This window comes from Vibrio sp. 10N.286.52.F8 (assembly GCF_041468745.1).
Taxonomy (GTDB): Bacteria; Pseudomonadota; Gammaproteobacteria; order Enterobacterales; family Vibrionaceae; genus Vibrio; species Vibrio crassostreae_C.
The window spans coordinates 45639-65711 of sequence record NZ_JBFRJF010000014.1 but is presented as its reverse complement, the minus strand read 5'-3'; the positions used below and the strand labels follow the sequence as shown (position 1 = coordinate 65711).

The window sequence follows — 20073 nt, the reverse complement described above, 5'->3', positions numbered from 1 at the left end:
AAATAGAGGGATTTACAATGTCAGAACATCAGGAATATTTGGCGCAAAGACAACTTAAAAGGGGCACTGCTGGGTGGATTTTGCTAGCAGGGTTAGGCGTTTCATACGTGATCTCTGGTGACTTTGCAGGCTGGAACTTTGGTATCGGTCAAGCTGGTTGGGGAGGCTTTCTTATTGCTGCAATTGCTATGGCGGTGATGTACTTTACCCTTGTCCTTTCTTTGGCGGAGATGTCTGCGGCTATTCCCGCTGCAGGAGGTGGCTATAGTTTTGCTCGACAAGCCATGGGACCAACGGGGGGATTTTTTACCGGCTTATCCGTCTTAATTGAGTATGCCCTTGCACCTGCCGCGATTGTCATTTTTATTGGCTCAGCGGTGAATGAACTAATGGGTATCGATGGTCCTCTTGTTTACGCGATCTTTTATGCCATCTTTATCGGTATTCATATGGCAGGGGTAGGAGAAGCTCTGAAAGTCATGATGGTCATCAGTGGGTTAGCCGTACTAGCAATTCTTATGACAGCAGGCGTATTGGTTAGTGAGTTTGATGCTAATAATCTGTTTGATATCGCTCCGGCAACCGCACAAGCCACAGAACTACTTCCTTTTGGTTGGTATGGTGTATGGGCGGCACTACCGTTTGCAATGTGGCTTTTTCTTGCGGTAGAAGGGGTTCCACTGGCTGCTGAAGAGGCGAAAAACCCGGCCAAGGATGTACCCAAAGGTATTATCGGCGCAATGTTATTCTTACTGGTCACCGCTACCTTAGTCGTTCTGCTGCTTGCGGGCGCTGTGGGTTCTGAAGCGATTGCGAATAGTGCCGTTCCTCTAGTCGATGCCTTGAAGTTGACCGGTAATCCAACCGTTGCAACGGCTGTTAATATACTAGGACTTGCAGGACTTATTGCTTCATTCTTCTCGATTATCTACGGTTATAGCCGCTTAGTGTTTGCATTGTCTCGTGCGGGTTACTTGCCTCAAAGCTTGTCGCTTACAAACAAAAACAAAGTGCCTGCTCGTGCTTTAGTGGTGCCGGGTGTGTTTGGTTTTGCTGTGTCATTGACCGGAGAAGGCGACCTGATCTTGGCGATGGCGGTAGTGGGGGCGACAGTGTCTTATGCATTAATGTCGCTTAGTCATATATTGTTGCGTATCAAGCAACCAGAGCTTCACCGTCCATACAAAACACCGGGTGGCATGCTGACTTCCGGCACTTCACTAGTGCTGTCGCTTATTGCAATGACGGGTGTTTATGCTTTTGACCCATCTGCATTCTTTATGACTATGGGACTCTTTGTGAATGGTGGTGCTTATTATGGCCTATATAGCCGTAATAAATTGGTCGCATCGACCGCTGAGGAAGAGTTTGAGATGCTGTCGGTTGCAGAGAAAGAGCTTGAGGCTACTAATTAGATTCAATTTCTAATGGTATTTAAGGCTCTAGTGCTTTGCTGGAGCCTTTATTACACTACTTGTAGTAACTTGCGTGTAAACCCCAATCGTCATCACCTCTAACGATAAATATTAATTTAGAAATAGTGCTGTTTTAGGATCATTTTCTTGGAACGTTTTTGTCCAGACACTTGTCATGATTTTTTATAACGAGTTAGATTCATAGCGACGAGCCCCGAAGTTCATTGATAGTGAAGTTTTCATCGCGCTAATCATGTCGATTGCCTTTCTCTAAAGATAAGTTGAAATGATGCAAAGGAAGAATTCGGCATAGATTATGAATGGGATTGATTCAGTAGACGGAATATATGATTCACTAGTAATTAGGATGAATTACTGTTCGCATGTGTATATGTAGCCTACTCCAGACTAATTTCCCTCACACCCCAACACTGCGACAAACGCATCCAAATACTTTTCTATAGTTAAATCCGCAGAAACGGGCGGTAGTTCTACAGTAATGCACGGTAGGTTTCTTTCCTGACACCATGTGCCGAATGAGCCTGGGGTTTCGTAATCGACGTCTTCAACGAGCGGCAGGTTGAATTGCTTACCTAGCCAAGTGGTGAGTTCTGATCGATCGGGGTCATCGACCATGGCGAGTGGTTCGTGAAAAGAGATGACGAATTTAGGTTGGCGCTGTTCGATGAGGTTTATGAGCGATTGCACTTCAGGTTCAAGTTGTTCGGCTTGCCCGGTTTTCACTTTTACATCTCTGACTGGTGTGTGGGAGCTCCAGCGATACACGGTGCCGTTTTCTGTCCAGTTTTGAGTTGGGAAGGCGCGGTTCAGATCGACTTGGTTGGCGTTGGCGCGAGTGCCTAATTGATTGCCATCTGGGTTCATCGACAGGATCACATCGTGTCTCAAGTTGGCGGCTGGCAAGCTTCTCAGCGCACAAGATAATCCTGCAATAGAAGCGGTTTCATCACCGTGTGTGCCTGCTAAGATCAGCCCGCGAGACTCGCTTTCTATTTGCGCGGGGAAATAGAGCAAAGGCGCACCCAACACTGATTTTCCATATGACAGCGGCTTTATTGAAAACGCAGCTCTTTCCGTTCTTGGAATTAAACTCACCTTAATCTCCTGATTGATCAAGTACTATCAAGTATTCACTATTGGCTATATTAATCATTAACTAAGTCCATTAGATGAACCCCTTTAAATAAACCATAGCGTCAAAACTCGTCAACCGTCGCATTGTTAATTTAATTACTTGCTTCAAAGATAGGCTAGGAGAGCAAACAAACATGGATTTTAAAAAACATTCAACGGCTTTACTCATTTCATCTTTATTGACCCCTTTTATATCAGTGACTGCCGTTGCTGAAACCTTACCTGCTGGTATTTCACTGGCAAAAGACCAGCACTTAGTTCGCGCCAATGATGCGGAAGCAGCGACGCTTGACCCTGCGAAAGCGGAAGGCCTACCGGAAATGCACATTCTACGCGACCTATTTGAGGGTTTAGTGATCCAAGATCGCGATGGCAATATCACTCCAGGTGTCGCGGAATCTTGGGAAACGGAAGATAACCAGACGTTTGTATTCCACCTACGTAAAGACGCGAAATGGTCGAATGGCGATCCGGTGACGGCCGATGATTTCGTGTACGCGATAAGACGCGCGGTCGACCCGAAACTGGCTTCGCCAAACGTGTGGTATCTCAAGCTCACCAGAATCAACAACATTGCTGACGTGGCAGAAGGTAAGAAGCCCGTTGAAGATCTAGGTGTCTCAGCCGTTGATAAACACACGGTGAAGTTCGAGCTCGATAGCAAGGTGCCTTACTTTGTGGCGATGACAGGCCATACATCGATGATGCCTGTTCATAAGGCAACGCTAGAAAACAGCGATAAGCCATGGAGTGACCCTAAGCAGTTTGTCGGTAATGGCGCGTTTGTTTTGGACGAGTGGGTTATTAATGAACGTATTGAATTGAAGAAGAACCTTAACTATTGGGCTAGTTCAGATACCAATCTAACCCAAGTGACTTACATTCCGTTCGAAAACCAAAACGCTTCGATTAACCGTTATGCGGTGGGCGAGGTGGATATCACTTCTGACGTACCAACACAAATGGCGCAGCAGCTGAAAACAAAGTATCAAGACGCTTATACCGCCGTCCCTCTACTGTGTACTTATTACTACGCATTCAATACCACACGACCTCCGTTTGATGACGCGAGAGTGCGTAAAGCGGTGTCTTACTCAATGATGCGTGATGTGATTACCAATGGCGTCACTCAGGTGGGTAACTTGCCGGCTTATACCTTTGCTCATGAATACACTGCAGGCTTTGATGCGACTCAGCCTGAATACAGCACATGGACTCAAAAGGAGCGCGACCAAAAGGCGAAAGAGCTGTTGAAAGAAGCGGGCTACGATGCGGCTAATCCATTGGATTTCAAATTGCTTTATAACACCAGTGAATCGAATAAGTCGATTGCTGTGGCTATCGCTTCCATGCTCAAAGGCAACTTAGGCGCGCAAGTTGAGTTGGAAAATCAAGAGTGGAAGTCTTATCTAGTATCACGTCGCCAAGGTGATTTTGATGTGATGCGGGCTTCTTGGTGCGGTGATTACAATGAAGCGTCGACCTTCTTGAGCCTATTGCGCTCTGAGTCTTCGGGTAACTTTGCGCGTTACAACAATGACAAGTACGACGCTGCAATGGACAGCGCACTGTCAGCAACCAGCGAACAAGATCGCCAAGGCTTCTATGACCAAGCGGAGCAGTTACTGGCTGAAGATATGCCGATCGCGCCTATCTATTACTACATGCAGGCTCGTCTAGTGCGACCAAGTGTTGGAGGCTTTGCGAAGAACAACGTGGAAGGGCGCATCTATTCTAAGGATCTTTATATCAAAGAGTAGATAGGCTAAATGCGAGTTCAGGCCTAACGTATAGATATAAGAGATATAAGAGATATAAGAGATATAAGAGATAGAAGAAAAGGGACGGTGATCATAAATATCTGATCAACGTCCCTTCGTCATTAATCTGTAACTGGAACCGCAAAAAACTGAAACCTGATTGAAGTATTTTTCACTTTTATTTCAATCAGGTGAAGCCATGTTACCCCCTCTACGTGCTCTTGTTGCGTTCGAAGCTGTTGCTCGTCTTGGTTCCATTGGCGCGGCTGCCCGAGAGCTTTGTGTCACGCAAGCGGCGGTTAGCCAACAGCTCAAAAGTTTAGAAACCTTCCTCGCCTGCCATCCTTTTATAAAAAATACTCTTTTATCAGGCTTAATATTCAGCTGGTGGACTGGCCATCAACTAACCCTTGTCAGAATGTCGATATCGAGCTGACCAACGGCAAGGTCGAAAGCGAAGACACTCATTGCGAGCGATTGTTTCAAGAACATTGGCAACTGGTGTGCAGCCCTTTCAGAGAAATTACGCTCAGCAATTCAGAAGATCAAACTTGAGCAATAGCCAACTCTAACAATTAAGTCTAGTTTTGGTATTAGCTTGCTATCAGAAAATGAAAAGTGGAAAGACCGTGCGATCGCGCGCTTTATCAAACAAAGCTAAAAGGACGAAATACAATTGTGATTGAAGAGTCATACCCGGCATCAACAAAAGCGATCGGCAGTTCTTAGTTTGACTAAGAGCCAACATCCACACAAATTGTTTTTCGCATGTTTTAGCCCTAAAAGGTTTTCGTCGCGCAAAGTGATAACGAAAATCGGTAAATAAAAATCAAAAATAAAAACGCGAGCGGTAGATTGCGATTTATGTTGGTGCTACGTTATGAGCAATTTATAACATATAAGTCATGACACATTAGACTGAGAGATAGCAGCTAACGATGAACAAGACAAAAAGATATCCGGTCAACATAGTATTCAGTTACTTAATACTGTCATCATTATGGGTTTTATTCTCTGATCTCGCAGTTGAGTCACTATCAAATAATCTATACGAACACGCCTTAGCTCAGACAGTTAAAGGTCTGATCTTTATCATTCTAACGTCTATTTTATTATGGGTAATGGTCCAGAAAAATAATCGAGATTTAGAGGACGCTAACGATCTTGATAGTGTGACTGGACTTCATAGCCCTTCAGTCTTTTTTCGATATTTAAATAAAAGACTGAAAAATTCTCAAGCCAGTGACCATTATGTCCTCTTCTTATTAGACATTGATAACTTCAAATCTGTCGCTGACCAGATCGGATTCGAGAATACTAATTCATTTTTAAAAGATATCGCACGATCTATTGAACTTCCTATAGAGCATCAACCGCTTTCATCACGAGTGCACTCAGATGGCTTCGCGTGCTTGGTTAAACTCAACCACACGGAGCATATTGAATCCTACATTGCCCTCGTACATCGTAGATTTAACCAGTGTGCTTATCGTTATGATATCCACGCCACTTGTTGTATTGGCGCTGCTCTATTCCCCTCGGATGGGAATAATGCCAAGCAACTCATGGCATCTGCTACCCACGCCTTAACTGAAGCAAAGAAAAGCAAGGACACGATTGAATTTCATGACCCAAAACTCACTGAGCTTGAACGTCAACGTCAAGAAATGGTGCAAGAATTACGTAAAGCGATTGATGACAAAGCGATTGATATTGTGTTTCAGCCTAAATTCAACATTGAAAGTAGACTCGTCGCAGGTGTGGAGGTGTTGTCTCGTTGGACGCATGAGCGCTATGGTGTCGTTTCACCGGATATCTTTGTCGCGCTAGCAGAAGAGAATTATTTTTGTCGTGATTTGACTACGTTAGTTCTAGAGAAGACTGCGTCACAACTTAGGGCTAATGGCTTGCTAGGGAATGAGCTTAATAGTGTCTCGGTCAATATTTCAGCGGTAGAGCTAAATAGCGTTGATGACATGAACCATCTGGACGAATATCTACGAAAGGATCCCGAGTTTGCTCGCTTACTTTGTCTGGAAATCACTGAAACCGCTATTTTGAAAGATATAGATCAGTGTGCAATCGCTGTTCAGAAGTTAAAAAAACAAGGGGTGTCCTTTTCGATAGATGATTTTGGTGTTGGCTACACGTCTTTTGGTATATTTAGCAAATTGGATGTAGATGAAATCAAAGTCGATCGCAGTTACATCAGTGGGTTAGAAGATGATTATCGTTCTAGAGCTATAACGTCTGGTATCATTGATATAGCGCGAGGGTTTGGCATTAGTGTTGTGGCTGAAGGGGTTGAAAATGCTCAACAACTGTCAATTTTGAAAACGTTAAATTGCGAACAAGCCCAAGGTTATTATCTGGGCTACCCGATGCCATATAAGCAGTTGAAAGAAAGTCTCACCTCTGAAATAGAACCATGTTCAACAACATAACTTAATACTTTTTCATCTAGGCTACAGAGATACAGATGACTTGTATCGAGAAGGATGCTGTTGGCCTAACTATAAGAAATCCCCATTCGCTGACAAAACGAATGGGGATTTTAGTTACTAGGGGGTAGTAATTTTATCTTCTAACTTGTTCCAGGTTTTAAATAGCCACCATAGTCGCGGCTTTCTTCATTGCTTCCTTGGTTGAACACTCAATCACGTTCGCGTTAGCAAAGCGGTGAGCGTCTTTCACTTGAATATCGTGAGCCAAGATAACCAGTCTTGCGTTCGCTACATCTAGGTCAGTGATGCGGTTCTGAATACCGTTTTGACCTTGAGTTTCTACTTTGATTTTCAGACCCGCTGCCGCACCTGCTTTTTCTAGTGCTTTCGCCGCCATGAAGGTGTGTGCAACACCAGAAGGGCAACATGTTACAGCTACGATGTCGTACTCGCCTTCGCCTGCTGCAGGAGCGGCTTGAGCTTGTACTGGCGCTTCAACCATGTCTTCTTCTGTTTCTACCGCTACCGGTTTCCAGAAGCCTACGATAACGGCTGTGGTTAGCGAGCCAAGCGCAATACCGACGACGTACATTGGAATGTTGCTTGATACTGGCGCAGTGATTAGGCCGCCCCACGGTGCGTGCAGTAGAACGTCTGTCATGAAGCCGAATACACAGCCCACGATACCACCGGCAACGATTGAAGGAAGTACGCGCATTGGGTCATTTGCTGCGAACGGGATAGCACCTTCAGAGATACCGATAGAACCCATGATTGCTGCCGCTTTACCTGCTTCTTGCTCTTGTTTAGAGAACTTGTTTTTGAATAGGAACGTCGCCAGAGCCATACCTAGAGGTGGAGTACAAATCGCGATGCCAACGCCGCCCATTAGCCAAGGTTGTGTGTCTACTTGAGTTTGGGCAAATAGGGTCGCGACTTTGTTGATAGGGCCGCCCATATCAAACGCCGTCATACCGCCAAGGATTGTGCCCAGAACCATCTTAGATGCACCAGCCATTGAAGCTAGGAACTCGTTCATTGAAGACATGAACAGTTTAATTGGCTCACCGATGCCCCACAGTACGATACCTGCAGAGATTAACGTACCTAGAAGCGGGTAGATGAAGTACGCACCTAGTGCCGTCATGTTTGCAGAAAGTGGGATCTTCTTAAGTTGGAACACCACGCCACCGGCGATAAAGCCTGCCACGATACAGCCAAGGAAACCGCCGCCCATGTCAGCCATGATGCCAGAAGAGATCATTGCAGGTGCTAGTGCTGGTTTGTCTGCAATTGAGTAACCAATAAAGCCGCCAAGAATGATTGGGAAAAGAACAAGGCCTTTGATACCGATATTAGAGATGTCTGCCAGCAAGCCGTCTGCTGGTACGGCACCTTTGCCTGATGCCATTACCGCTAACGCCAACAGAACACCACCGGCTACGATGAAAGGCAGCATGTGTGAGGTTCCGAAAAGCAGGTGGCCTTTCATGGTACTAAGGAGTTTTTTAAAGTCGCTACTACTGTTTTTATTATTAGTATTCGTAGCTTGAGTTGTTAGGGTGCTCATAATTTTCTATGCCTTATGAATTAATTAAAATATTAAGGATCTGTTGTTCGTCTTTTACGTTATGGATATCTTGAATAAATTCATCGCTGAATTTTCCAAATAGTTCTTGTAATACATAAATATGATGGTCAGCACCGTTGTCTGGTGAAGCAATCATAAAAAATACGGTTGGATTAATGCCGTCTTCATCGCCATATTCGATGCCTTCGCACTTTACACCGACAGCGATTGCCGGCTCAGTGACCGCCTTGCTTTTTGAGTGTGGGTAAGCGATGCCGTCCATCGAGGTAATGCTTTGAGATTCACGAATTTCGATGTCTGCCAAGAAGGCTTCTTTATTACTGATTCGGTTGTTCTCAAATAACATGCTTGCCAATTCTTCAAACAGTTCTTTTTTATTATTCGCTTGAAGGTTGTTATTAATTAAGTTGACGTTAGTTAGCTGTGTGATCATTTATTAACTCATTCAATATTGAAGTTCTTGAATTAAAATTAATGGATTAACCCGATTCGCGAAATAGCAAATAAAAGCCCTTCACTGTACATTTGTACCAAGCAAAATTAAGTGTGATTTGCATCATTCATCCAGTGTGAGATGGGTCATATTTGATGGTGTTTTTGATTATGTTTTTGACACGCCGAGCGGCCTCATCAGAAACAAAAATGCCCCGCATGAGCAGGGCAGTAAGACTTTGTACTGAGTTCTAAGGGAGCTAGCTGTAAGCACGCGCTACTCGGCCAACGCAGTCCAGTTTGTAGCTCTCAGCATAAGCAGGAATGAATACCGATTGGCCTTTCTCTATCACGCAGGTTTCGCCGCACTGGTGAGTAAGCACCATAGATTCGTCGAGAGGTAGTAGGATCTCGGCACCTTCGGTAGTGATCCGTCGCTGATGTGAGTTTTGCACGATAGAGAACTTAAAATCCTCGACTGGAATTTGGTATTCCATCACATCACCTTGCTCTATCGGGCTGAGCAGTAACCTATCCGCAGGCTTTTCCTTAAATCGAGTACAAGAAACCAGTTCATTCACGTCCATGTATTTAGGCGTTAACCCAGCGCGCAATACATTGTCTGAGTTCGCCATGATCTCTAAGCCCGTGCCTTTGATGTAAGCGTGGGGCGTCTCGGCATCCAGATACATGGCTTGCCCCGGCTTTAGCGTGATAACGTTCAATAGCAGCGGAGCGAACAAACCGACATCACCTGGGTATTGAGTTTCAAGCTCTGAAATCAGTTGGAATACACGTTTATCAGAAAGCTTAGCCTTCATGAGCAGTATGGTAAGCGCCATGCCTTTTTGCTCACCCTCCAGAGACAATAAACTCGCGAAGAAGCTCGCTAATCCATTAGGCGTTTGATCGCCCGCGAGGTCGTTAACCATCGAGTGCAGCTCAGGAATATCGAGGTAATGGAAGTGCTCAAGGATCTCGCTGATCGACCTAAAGCCATTCATCGCCGTGTAGTCCGTTAGGGCATACACCAGTTCTGGCTTATGATTAGGATCCTTGTAGTTACGATTGCCCGCTGTCATCGGAATGCCTTGCTGCTCTTCTAGAGCATAGCCAGATTCGGCTTGCTGCTTGTTCGGGTGAACTTGAACAGAGAGCGCTTTCTCCGCCGCTAGCACCTTAAACAGATACGGAAGTTCACCAAAACGGCTCGCGACTTTCTCGCTCAGAAACAGGTTTAGGTTCTTAGAAATCAAGTTCGACAACGTGGTTTGATGACCATTGTCAGTGACTATCGAACAACCATTAGGGTGAGCGCCCATCCAGATCTCCGCTTGTGGCTCACCTGATTGGTTATCAATACCAAACAGTTGGCTAAACGAAGAAGGGCTACCCCATGCGTAGTTTTGAATTACGTTGGTCATAGGGTAGAAAAAGCGTTGTACGAACGAGTCGTTCGCTAAAGAAAAATCAGACATCGAAATCACCATGAAGGGAAACATGGCTTGAGCTCTATTCGTTCCTAAAAGGAGAGTAGAAGGGCTCAAGCCATTGGAGTTGAAATGGCTTAAGCCGCTGCTGTTGCTAGCTTGGCTTTGCGTAGATTTTTAAGTGCGATACAAGTAACCGCAGTTACGCCTGCACCAGACGCCATGCACAACAGTGCTAGCAGTGGGTAGTTCATTGCGCCAAGTAGAGCGACCACTGGACCACCGTGAGCAACACTGTTGGTGATACCAAACGAGAACGCCATTACCGCAGCAGTCATTGAGCCAAGCACGTTGGCTGGGATAACTGACATTGGATCTTGAGCCGCGAATGGAATCGCACCTTCAGAGATACCCACCAAGCCCATCGCGCCTGCTGCTTTACCTGCTTCAATCTCAGAAGATTCGAATAGGTCGAACTTACGGCCAAGTCTGGTTGCGATAGCCATACCAAGGGGAGCGACAGGGATTGCACACGCCATTGCACCCATGAATTGAGTTTGACCGCTAGCAATCATGCCGACCGAGAATAGGAACGCTACTTTGTTGAATGGGCCGCCCATATCGAAACCGGCCATGCCACCCAGTACGATGCCAAGCAGAACCACGTTGCCTGTGCTCATGCTGGTTAGTAGTGCAGTAAGCGCATCCATCAGCCCAGCGATAGGTGCACCGATAACAAAGATGAACAGACCCGCGATGAATAGAGAGCCAGTGATCGGAGCGATCATGATAGGCACAAGTGGTTGAACGAATTTGTGGTAGTTAAACGAAGTAATCCATTTAACGAAGTAACCCACTAATAAACCCGCGATGATTGCGCCAATGAAGCCAGTGCCTGCGTCAGCGCCATAGAAAGAGCCGTTGTTGGCAATCCAACCGCCAATTAAGCCAGGGGTTAGGGCTGGGCGGTCAGCAATCGCGTAAGCAATATAACCAGCCAAGATTGGGATCATCAATGTGAAGGCAACCACGCCCACTTCTAGGATTTGGTTCCACATGCTGCCAGCAGGAATCGCCATGCCAGATTCACTTGGCTCGCCGCCAATCGCCAGTGCAAGGGCTATCAATAGGCCACCAGTCACGACGAATGGGATCATGTGAGATACGCCATTCATCAAGTAACGGTAAAGGTCTGAACGTGCTTGTGAGGCTTTTTCTACAACAGATTGGTTGGTCGGCGTTTGTTCAGCTTGGTAACTAGGTGCGTTGAGCGCTTGCTTAATCAAGCCTTGTGCGTCTTTGATTGGTGCTTTTACGTTGGTGCTGATGACGCGTTTTCCGGCAAAGCGAGCCATGTCGACCTGTTTATCACAAGCCACGACAATCGCGTCGGCGCGTTCGATCTCTTCTTGAGTCGGGCTGTTTTTAACACCAATAGAACCGTTAGTTTCGACCTTGATGTCGTAGCCAAGAGCCGCCGCTCCTTTCTCTAGCGCTTCAGCTGCCAAATAAGTGTGCGCAACGCCAGCTGGGCAGCCTGTCACACCAATGATGAAGCCTTGTTTCTCAACGTTGGTTTCGGTTGCTGAAGGCTCAGGTTTGCTAAGCAGTAGTTCTAATGCTTCTTGTTCAGATTGAGCATTCATGAAGCTTTCGATAAAGCCTTCTTCAATCAGTTTTGAAGAAAGCTCTGCCAGTACTTCGATGTGGTGATCATCGCCGCCATCAGGAGAGGCAATCATGAAGAACAGTTTTGATGGCTGACCGTCATCGGCGCCGTATTCGATACCCTGCTTGTGGACGCCGATAACAACCGCGGGTTTGATAACCGCAGCGCTTTTCGCGTGTGGCAGAGCAATACCTTCTTCAAATCCGGTATTACCTTGTTCTTCACGAGCTTTAATGTCGGTAAGGAACTGTGCTTTGTCTGAAATTCGACCTTGTGCGTACAGCACCTCGATCAGCTCTTTAAATACGTCTTCTTTTGAATTAGCGCTAAGCGAAAGCTTAATCAAATTTTGGTTGATCAATGTCGTGATCATAATGAACCCCTACTCTGTTTTTATTTTGTTAGGGGTATTCTGGAATCTACGGCTTGCCTTCTGTAGTGAAGAAAAAATGCATTTACTGGATGATTGTTGCCTTATAAATGGAGTGTGATTTTGATCGGTTAGGAGTGCCTGTTTGGGGGAGTGTTGACAGCTTTTATGAGGTTATAACGCTTTTATTGATAAGGGCTTAGATTGATTTTTCTATCATGATAACAGTGTTCTAAATCTGGCCTTAGACTGGAGATTTATTTCCACTACTGAATTTTTGTAACCTAGATCTCAAATTGTGATTTTGCTCAATAGCGCTATGTTTCACTAAGGAGTATATCTATTCCCGTAGCCTTATTGCTGCTTATAAGAGTTCGAAACAATGATATTTCATGACCTAATCTCGTCGGTATTAAACGAGCGAGAACCGTTTCATAACATCTGGTTTGCGGGAGATTTTCACACGCCTTCAGCATTCAGTTATCAGGTGAACTTTCCGCGTTTAGAGCTGGTGCTAGACGGAGAGTATATTAATGAAATGGAGAGTCATGATCGCAAGATCACCAATGTTGTTGCGAAAGCAGGGGATGCGATTTTCATCCCGCCTAACTGTTGGAACAAGCCGAACTGGGATACTGATTGTTCGGTACTGAGTATGTTGTTTGGGCGTCGTCAGCTTGGTTTAAGCTTGGTGAGCAAGCGCAAAGGGGAAGAGAGCTTCTACGATATCCAAAAGCATAGTATTCAGACTCGCTCTGGCTTTGCGATTGATAATATTTTGGAGGCGCTCAGCTCGTTAGCGCGCGAGAGCAACAAGCAGCCGATGGATGAATTATTGCTGCAAGCGTTGCTTCAATACAGCAAGACGATGCTGGATGCGCCTGTCGAGAAGTCTCACAGCCGCGTACAGGATGTGTATCAAGGGATCTGTATCTATATCCAAGAGAATTTCCACCGCCAGATAACGCGAGACAGCATCGCTTTGCGCTTTAGTATTTCATCCAACCATTTGTCGCGAATGTTTCGTCAACAAGGCCACATGACGCTGGCTGAATACATTACACGTGTGCGAATCGACCGCGCCAAGTTCATGCTCAAGAAATACAATTTCAAGCTCAATGAAGTGTCGGTACGTTGTGGCTTTAAGGATGTGAATTACTTCTGCCGAGTATTCAAAAACCGCACCGGAAGAACCCCGACTGAATATCGTGGTTCAATCTAATATCCCTTCAAATTGCCATTTTTGACCAGAGCTTATACGACCGAAATTTGTATGACTAGATCACCACAGTGAGCTCTGTGTTGTGGTGATCAATTTGCTTTGTGTTTTCCTCTGCTGTTTATTTCTATACCTTATTTCCAAACCTATCTTTAGGCACGTTCTCTATTTATCCCGTTTCACTAAATAAACCCAATTAATAACATTAAGGCTTCGCTTTGCGAGTTGCTTATTGTTTTTCGTTGCCTATTTATTGAATTAAACGTGTGAGAGTTGATGTATTAACGCGATGCATTTAATGGATGATAAGTAAATTAAAAACCACTTATCGAGACGATAAAATCTTGTTGTTATTGTCCGGCTTACTGATTTAAATGTTTTTAAGTTATTGATTTTAAATGCTTACTTCGCTTCGGCTTATTCTTTGTTTACTAACGTGTAATTCATGTCTCGAAATCAAATATTCAGGTTTATACGCCCCATCACAATCTTGACTTATAATACTACAAATTAAAAATTCTATAGATAATATGATCTTCAGATATTCATCATAAAGAAGACTTATACATGGAACTCAATACTCTGATCGTAGGAATTTATTTCCTTTTCCTTATAGCAATAGGTTGGATGTTTAGAACGTTCACCAGTACAACCAGTGATTATTTCCGCGGGGGCGGTAACATGCTTTGGTGGATGGTTGGCGCGACTGCGTTTATGACACAGTTCAGTGCTTGGACCTTCACTGGCGCAGCGGGTAAAGCGTATGCCGATGGTATGGCTGTCGCGGTTATCTTCTTAGCGAACGCATTTGGTTACTTGATGAACTACCTGTACTTCGCTCCGAAATTCCGTCAACTGCGTGTGGTAACGCCAATTGACGCGATTCGTATGCGTTTTGGTAGCTTCAACGAACAAGTATTTACTTGGTCTGGCATGCCGAACAGTATTGTTTCTGCAGGTATCTGGCTGAACGGTTTGGCGATCATCGCATCGGGCATCTTTGGCTTCGACATGACGACAACCATCGTTCTGACTGGTCTTGTTGTACTTGTTATGTCGGTGACAGGCGGCTCTTGGGCGGTTATCGCGTCTGACTTCATGCAGATGGTTATTATCATGGCGGTAACCGTAACGTGTGCTGCAGTGGCTATCGTACAAGGTGGTGGCGTTACTGAAATCATCAACGATTTCCCTGTAGCAGAAGGCGCATCATTCGTTTCTGGTAACAATCTGAACTACGTAAGCATCTTCGGAATTTGGGCATTCTTCATCTTCTTCAAACAGTTCAGTATCACCAACAACATGTTGAACTCTTACCGTTACCTAGCGGCAAAAGACTCAAAGAACGCGAAGAAAGCGGCACTGTTGGCATGTATTCTGATGACCATCGGTCCAATCATTTGGTTCATGCCACCTTGGTTCGTTGCAGGACAAGGCGTTGACCTTGCAGCACATTACCCAGACGCAGGCTCTAAAGCAGGCGACTTCGCTTACCTTTACTTCGTAGAGCAATACATGCCAGCGGGTATGGTGGGGCTTCTAATCGCAGCGATGTTTGCGGCAACTATGTCTTCTATGGACTCAGGCTTAAACCGTAACTCTGGTATCTTTGTAATCAACTTCTATCAACCGATTCTTCGTCCAAACGCGACAGAGAAAGAGCTGATGATTGTGTCTAAGTTGATGTCTACCTTCTTCGGTCTAGCTATCATCCTTATCGCGCTGTTTATCAATTCGCTAAAAGGCTTGAGCTTGTTCGACACCATGATGTACGTGGGTGCACTTATTGGCTTCCCAATGACCATTCCAGCATTCTGTGGCTTCTTCCTTAAGAAGACTCCGGACTGGGCAGGTTGGGGTACGCTAGTGGTCGGTGCGATTGTGTCTTACATCGTTGGTTTCGTGATTACCGCTGAAATGCTACAAAACTTGTTCAACCTAGAGCCTCTAACAGGCCGCGAATGGTCTGACTTGAAAGTTGCAGTAGGTCTGATTGCGCACCTAGTGTTTACTGGCGGCTTCTTTGTTCTTTCGACATTGTTCTACAAACCACTAGAAGCGTCTCGTCAGAAAGATGTTGATACCTTCTTTAACAACCTTGCGACACCATTGGTTTCTGAATCAACAGCACAGAAGAAACTGGACAACAAACAACGTCACATGCTGGGCTCACTGATCGCAGTGTCTGGTGTGGCAGTGATGGCGATGTTTGCTCTACCGAACCCATTCTGGGGAAGAATGATGTTCGTACTGTGTGGCGGTATCGTATTCGTAGTTGGTTTGCTGTTGGTGAAAGCTGTAGACGACTCGGTTGAGGATGCGAAACAAGCGAAAAAAACAGCTTAAGTTAGCTAACCAGTTAAACAAGTAATTAAACATAAAACGGCTGAGCTCTAATGCTCAGCCGTTTTTTTATTGTATGAGAAAATGAGCTTATAACGATTGGATAGGTGTCACAACAGGGGATTAATGGATGCTTTGAGTTTGACCAGAAGAGATGAATTAGATAAGGCGTGACGAGATGTACATCAACAAGGCTTGTAGGTCGACACTGCTTCGAGTCTTTTGCAGACGCTCATTGACCTGATCGTGAAGCAGGTTTCGAGTTAGGTTGGTCGCCGCGACAATGTGCTCACGCTGTGGCTTGGTTGGCAGAACAAGAGCAATGGCTACATGCACTTCGCCGATACGTGATGCCCAGTCAATCGGGTCGTCACTGACGATAACCGCAATCGAGAGATCTTGAGTCGATTCAAACATCACATGCGGCAGTGCAATACCCGGTGACACGCAGGTTGAAGAGCGTTCTTCTCGCTTAATAAATGCTAGAATCAGTTCATCTGGATCTTCTGGATAAACAAGGTGAGCGAGCCCTTTTAAGCACTCAAATTTGGTCAGTTGGGTTTGCGCCTTAGCGTGGTGCCATTTGATGTCACAAGGCGGGCATATTTGTGGCATTCGCTGGATTAAATCTTTAGAGAATTCATGGTTCACTTGTGAGCCAACCATGTCGTAATGCTCAGCAATTACATCTTTGAGAACGAAACAGGCCAGCTCCGCATCAATCCCAACCGCGGTTATCTGACACAAATCACCACGAAGTAAACCTACTCGCAGTATCGCAACGGATTTGGAGAGATCAGCGGTTCGATTTTGAGTGATGTTGATAATGCGGATGTTGCTTTTGAACTTCTTCGCTAAGCGAGTCAGCGGCTGTGCGACATGTGAGTTCGCGGCAGGATCGTTAACGAAGAAGGTGATCTGGTATTCGTTCATCAAAAGCTTAAGTTCGACAATGCTTAATAAAAACTTTATCGACACTCAACAACACCTCTTCCATTGGAACAAATACGGTTTTAGCTGGGTCAAATCGGCTTAGTTGTCCGATGTCGATATCAGAGACGATCAACACCTTGTCTGCGAGGGTAATATCTTGGGCTGTCAGTAAGTTTTCAATACCCATAGCGCCTTGCGTCTCAACCTTGATTGAAACGTTGAACTTAGGGGCTGTTTTATTTAGAGCATCAGCTGCCATATAAGTATGCGCAATGCCTGTAGGGCACGCAGTTACCGCTACAATTCTCATTATTATTCTCGGCTTAATCTCGTCCCTGTTACGTTACAAAAGCTACCTTGGAAAAGCTATCTTGCATGGAAAATCCAGTATAGAAAGCTCGCATGGCGGAGGGACGATATTGTTATGGGTTCTGTGGATTTTATGGATTGGCGTTTTTTATTCCAAGGTGAAAGTCACACTCTGAGTTCTTGGTTACAATAATCCAGTTAATGCACCTTTCGTCCTATATATTGAGTGCCTTCACACCGTTAATCTTTTCATCTTATTAACCTTATCACTTACGTAATTACTTCAGTCTGAAATCAGGCGAGGCAGAGCAGCATATGGATATCACCAACATTATCGAGCCCGAGATTATCTGTTTGGATTTACAAGCAGACTCAAAACAGGCGGTATTTGAAGAGCTTGTTGAACTGCTCGACCGTGCCGGTAAGCTCTCTAATAAACGTGAATTCCTTGACGACATCTGGAAGCGTGAAGCCATCGGTAATACTGGCTTTGACGATGGCATCGCCATTCCACACGCGAAAAGTGCTGCCGTAGCTAAACCTGCGGTGGCGGTAGGTATCAGCCGTTCTGGCATCGATTATGGCGCAGACGGCGGCGAGCTGTCGGATGTGTTCTTTATGCTCGCTTCACCAGACAACAACGACGACCACCATATCGAGGTACTGGCTCAGATTTCGACCAGGCTTATCGAAGATGGCTTTGTTACAAAATTAAAGGCGGTGGAGTCTGTCGAGGAAGCTCAAGAGCTGTTTCTTGAAGCCAATTCAGAATCGTTCGATAGCTACGCATCTAGCCATCATGAAGTGTATGTCGAACCACTAAGCCCTTGGGCACAATCTCTTAATCGCCTCAAAGAACACTTATTATACGGCACCTCACACATGATTCCTTTCGTGGTTGCAGGTGGTGTGCTTTTGTCTTTGTCGGTGATGATGTCGGGTCATGGTGCAGTACCTGAAAGCGGTGTGTTAGCAGATATCGCACAGATGGGCATCGCGGGGTTAACCCTGTTTACAGCGGTGCTCGGTGGTTACATCGCGTATTCAATGGCCGACAAACCGGGTTTAGCGCCCGGTATGATTGGTTCTTGGGTTGCGGTGAATCAATACAATACCGGCTTTCTCGGTGCAATTGTGGTCGGTTTCTTCGCTGGTTTTGTGGTGAATCTACTTAAGAAGATCAAACTGCCAGACAGCATGATCTCGCTGAGCTCTATCTTCATCTATCCATTAGTCGGCACCTTCGTGACCTGTGGTGCGGTGATGTGGGTGATTGGCTCTCCGATAGCTCAAGTAATGCTTGAGATGAACCAAATGCTCACGGGCATGGCAGGCTCCGGAAAAATGGTATTGGGCAGTATTTTAGGTGCAATGACGGCCTTTGATATGGGCGGCCCGATCAATAAAGTAGCAACGCTGTTTGCCCAAACTCAGGTGAATACTCAACCATGGTTGATGGGCGGTGTCGGGATAGCGATTTGTACGCCACCGCTAGGTATGGCATTGGCGACTTTCTTATCGCCAAAGAAATTCAAAAGAGACGAACGTGAAGCAGGTAAAGCGGCGGGTATCATGGGTATGATTGGCATCAGTGAAGGCGCGATTCCTTTTGCTGCCGCCGATCCTGCGCGCGTTCTGCCTGCGGTTGTTGCTGGTGGCATTGTCGGTAACGTGGTTGGCTTTATGTTCCATGTAGTGAACCATGCACCATGGGGTGGATGGATAGTGTTGCCAGTGGTTGATGGCAAGATTGGCTATATCGTTGGCACACTAGCGGGGGCTCTAACGACAGCCCTGATCGTGATTCTTCTGAAGAAGAACGTGGTCGAAGGTGAAGTGAATTCTAATCAGTTGACCTGTGGTTCTGTAACGGAAGAAGGGCAAGCAGATGTATTGGCGATCACTTCTTGTCCATCTGGTGTTGCCCACACTTTCTTAGCGGCGAAGTCTTTAGAAAAGGCGGCGCATCATCTTGGGGTTCGGATTAAAGTCGAAACCCAAGGTGCCAACGGAATAGGTAATCGCATTACCCAGAAAGACATTGAAAGGGCGAGGTTGGTGATCTTTGCTCACGATGTGGCGATTAAAGAAGTTGAACGCTTTGCGAACGTGAAAACCTTGGATGTCAGTACTAAGGAAGCAATGCTTAATGCTCAGGCGTTGATCATGAGAAAGGTGTAACTCTTTAAACCGCAAAGTTTATCATCTATAAAGTTAACTAGATCAAAACTAAAAAGACTCCGCTCAGACCTGTTAAGGCGAAAGTGGAGTCTTTCTGTATTGTGCCCAATCAGTCAGGTCAAACGCTAAAAAGGGTGGTACTTAAATACGTCTTCAACCATTGAGTTGAGTAAATCGATATCGTCACAGGTTTTGGCGTAGGTACGCAGGCCTGCGATTTGAACCTGAACATGACGAGCAAGCTGAGTCGGTTCACGCTCTTTGCTTATCTCACCCAATTCTTGTGATTCTGCGATCAGCTTAGCGAACTCACCTTCCATGATTTTGAGTGATTTCTTTGCTTCTTCTAATAATTCGGCGTGTTCATCAGTCAGTTCTGCTACCGTTTTTGCCAGCATACACATGCCATTTGGCGAACTTTGTTTTGAGTCGACCACAGCACGTTTGACGAAGCTTTCGAGCGCTTTGATTGGAGAGTCTGTTTCACTGCGGAAGCGGTTCAGATTCAGGATGCCAAGTTCGGTATAGCGAGCAAGCGTCTCTTTAAACAAACCTTCTTTGCTGCCGAACGTCGCGTAGATGCTGCCCGGACGCATATCAATCACGTCTTGCAGGTTGCGCATAGAAGTCGCATGAAAGCCCTTTTCCCAATACAGGTTCGTTGCTTTATCTACTACGTCTTGTCTATCGAACTTAGCGGTCTTAGCCATAACATCTACTTCATTAATCTGAACATATGTTCAATATTTTATGCTGAACGCCCGTTCTAGTAAAGGTGTGTTTAGCTGCTTTGCGCAGGCTTAGAACATCAAAGAGTTAATA

The 20073-nt window shown here is 45.5% G+C and carries 14 protein-coding genes and 2 pseudogenes; 8 read left to right on the top strand and 8 right to left on the bottom strand.

Features of this window, described 5'->3' with window-relative positions; genetic code table 11:
* Window positions 1-17: 17 nt before the first annotated feature.
* Entirely contained in the window at window positions 18-1415 is a 1398-nt protein-coding gene (eat, locus tag AB4133_RS08790; RefSeq protein ID WP_372224236.1) for an ethanolamine permease, read from the top strand.
* Between the two features lie 408 nt (window positions 1416-1823).
* Here the strand turns inward: eat and mpaA are convergent, their stop codons facing one another.
* Window positions 1824-2531, bottom strand: a complete 708-nt coding sequence (gene mpaA / locus AB4133_RS08785; RefSeq protein WP_137001686.1) for a murein tripeptide amidase MpaA — start codon at window positions 2529-2531, stop codon at window positions 1824-1826.
* A 173-nt stretch (window positions 2532-2704) separates the two neighbouring features.
* Here mpaA and AB4133_RS08780 point away from each other — a divergent pair, with 173 nt between their 5' ends.
* The 4 genes and pseudogenes from AB4133_RS08780 to AB4133_RS08765 all read left to right on the top strand — a co-directional run bounded on the left by AB4133_RS08780 (window position 2705) and on the right by AB4133_RS08765 (window position 6774).
* Window positions 2705-4330, top strand: a complete 1626-nt coding sequence (locus AB4133_RS08780; RefSeq protein ID WP_372224235.1) for an ABC transporter substrate-binding protein — start codon at window positions 2705-2707, stop codon at window positions 4328-4330.
* A gap of 199 nt (window positions 4331-4529) precedes the next feature.
* A pseudogene (locus AB4133_RS08775) lies at window positions 4530-4843 on the top strand (LysR family transcriptional regulator); the annotation flags it as partial.
* Window positions 4836-5059 (top strand): annotated as a pseudogene (locus AB4133_RS08770) (GGDEF domain-containing protein); the annotation flags it as partial. The pseudogenes AB4133_RS08775 and AB4133_RS08770, both read left to right, overlap by 8 nt.
* A 209-nt stretch (window positions 5060-5268) precedes the next feature.
* Window positions 5269-6774: a putative bifunctional diguanylate cyclase/phosphodiesterase gene (locus AB4133_RS08765; protein WP_372224234.1), complete on the top strand. Its 1506-nt coding sequence runs from the start codon at window positions 5269-5271 to the stop codon at window positions 6772-6774.
* 157 nt (window positions 6775-6931) lie between these two features.
* On the opposite strand, the gene AB4133_RS08760 is transcribed toward AB4133_RS08765, so the two are convergent.
* From AB4133_RS08760 to AB4133_RS08745, 4 genes are all read right to left on the bottom strand, one after another.
* Window positions 6932-8344: a fructose-specific PTS transporter subunit EIIC gene (locus AB4133_RS08760; protein ID WP_372224233.1), complete on the bottom strand. Its 1413-nt coding sequence runs from the start codon at window positions 8342-8344 to the stop codon at window positions 6932-6934.
* A gap of 13 nt (window positions 8345-8357) precedes the next feature.
* Entirely contained in the window at window positions 8358-8798 is a 441-nt protein-coding gene (locus tag AB4133_RS08755; RefSeq protein ID WP_372224232.1) for a PTS sugar transporter subunit IIA, read from the bottom strand.
* Window positions 8799-9057: 259 nt separating this feature from the next.
* Window positions 9058-10275 carry a mannose-6-phosphate isomerase, class I gene (gene manA, locus AB4133_RS08750; RefSeq protein ID WP_372224231.1) on the bottom strand — a complete coding sequence of 406 codons (1218 nt, stop codon included), beginning with the start codon at window positions 10273-10275 and terminating at the stop codon, window positions 9058-9060.
* Between the two features lie 89 nt (window positions 10276-10364).
* Entirely contained in the window at window positions 10365-12269 is a 1905-nt protein-coding gene (locus tag AB4133_RS08745) for a fructose-specific PTS transporter subunit EIIC (RefSeq protein ID WP_372224230.1), read from the bottom strand.
* Between the two features lie 379 nt (window positions 12270-12648).
* Between AB4133_RS08745 and AB4133_RS08740 the strand changes: the two genes are divergently transcribed.
* Together AB4133_RS08740 and AB4133_RS08735 are read left to right on the top strand one after the other, a co-directional pair.
* Window positions 12649-13488, top strand: a complete 840-nt coding sequence (locus AB4133_RS08740; protein WP_017061655.1) for a helix-turn-helix transcriptional regulator — start codon at window positions 12649-12651, stop codon at window positions 13486-13488.
* A gap of 564 nt (window positions 13489-14052) precedes the next feature.
* Window positions 14053-15831: a sodium:solute symporter family transporter gene (locus AB4133_RS08735; RefSeq protein ID WP_029236500.1), complete on the top strand. Its 1779-nt coding sequence runs from the start codon at window positions 14053-14055 to the stop codon at window positions 15829-15831.
* A 156-nt stretch (window positions 15832-15987) separates the two neighbouring features.
* Here the strand turns inward: AB4133_RS08735 and AB4133_RS08730 are convergent, their stop codons facing one another.
* Both AB4133_RS08730 and AB4133_RS08725 read right to left on the bottom strand, forming a co-directional pair.
* Window positions 15988-16761: a PTS sugar transporter subunit IIA gene (locus AB4133_RS08730; RefSeq protein ID WP_372224250.1), complete on the bottom strand. Its 774-nt coding sequence runs from the start codon at window positions 16759-16761 to the stop codon at window positions 15988-15990.
* Window positions 16762-16768: 7 nt separating this feature from the next.
* Window positions 16769-17071: a PTS fructose transporter subunit IIB gene (locus AB4133_RS08725; protein ID WP_136979973.1), complete on the bottom strand. Its 303-nt coding sequence runs from the start codon at window positions 17069-17071 to the stop codon at window positions 16769-16771.
* A gap of 314 nt (window positions 17072-17385) precedes the next feature.
* On the opposite strand from AB4133_RS08725, the gene AB4133_RS08720 reads away from it, so the two are divergent.
* Window positions 17386-19251 carry a fructose-specific PTS transporter subunit EIIC gene (locus AB4133_RS08720; RefSeq protein WP_372224229.1) on the top strand — a complete coding sequence of 622 codons (1866 nt, stop codon included), beginning with the start codon at window positions 17386-17388 and terminating at the stop codon, window positions 19249-19251.
* Between the two features lie 125 nt (window positions 19252-19376).
* On the opposite strand, the gene AB4133_RS08715 is transcribed toward AB4133_RS08720, so the two are convergent.
* Window positions 19377-19961 carry a TetR/AcrR family transcriptional regulator gene (locus tag AB4133_RS08715; RefSeq protein ID WP_137001680.1) on the bottom strand — a complete coding sequence of 195 codons (585 nt, stop codon included), beginning with the start codon at window positions 19959-19961 and terminating at the stop codon, window positions 19377-19379.
* Window positions 19962-20073: the final 112 nt, after the last annotated feature.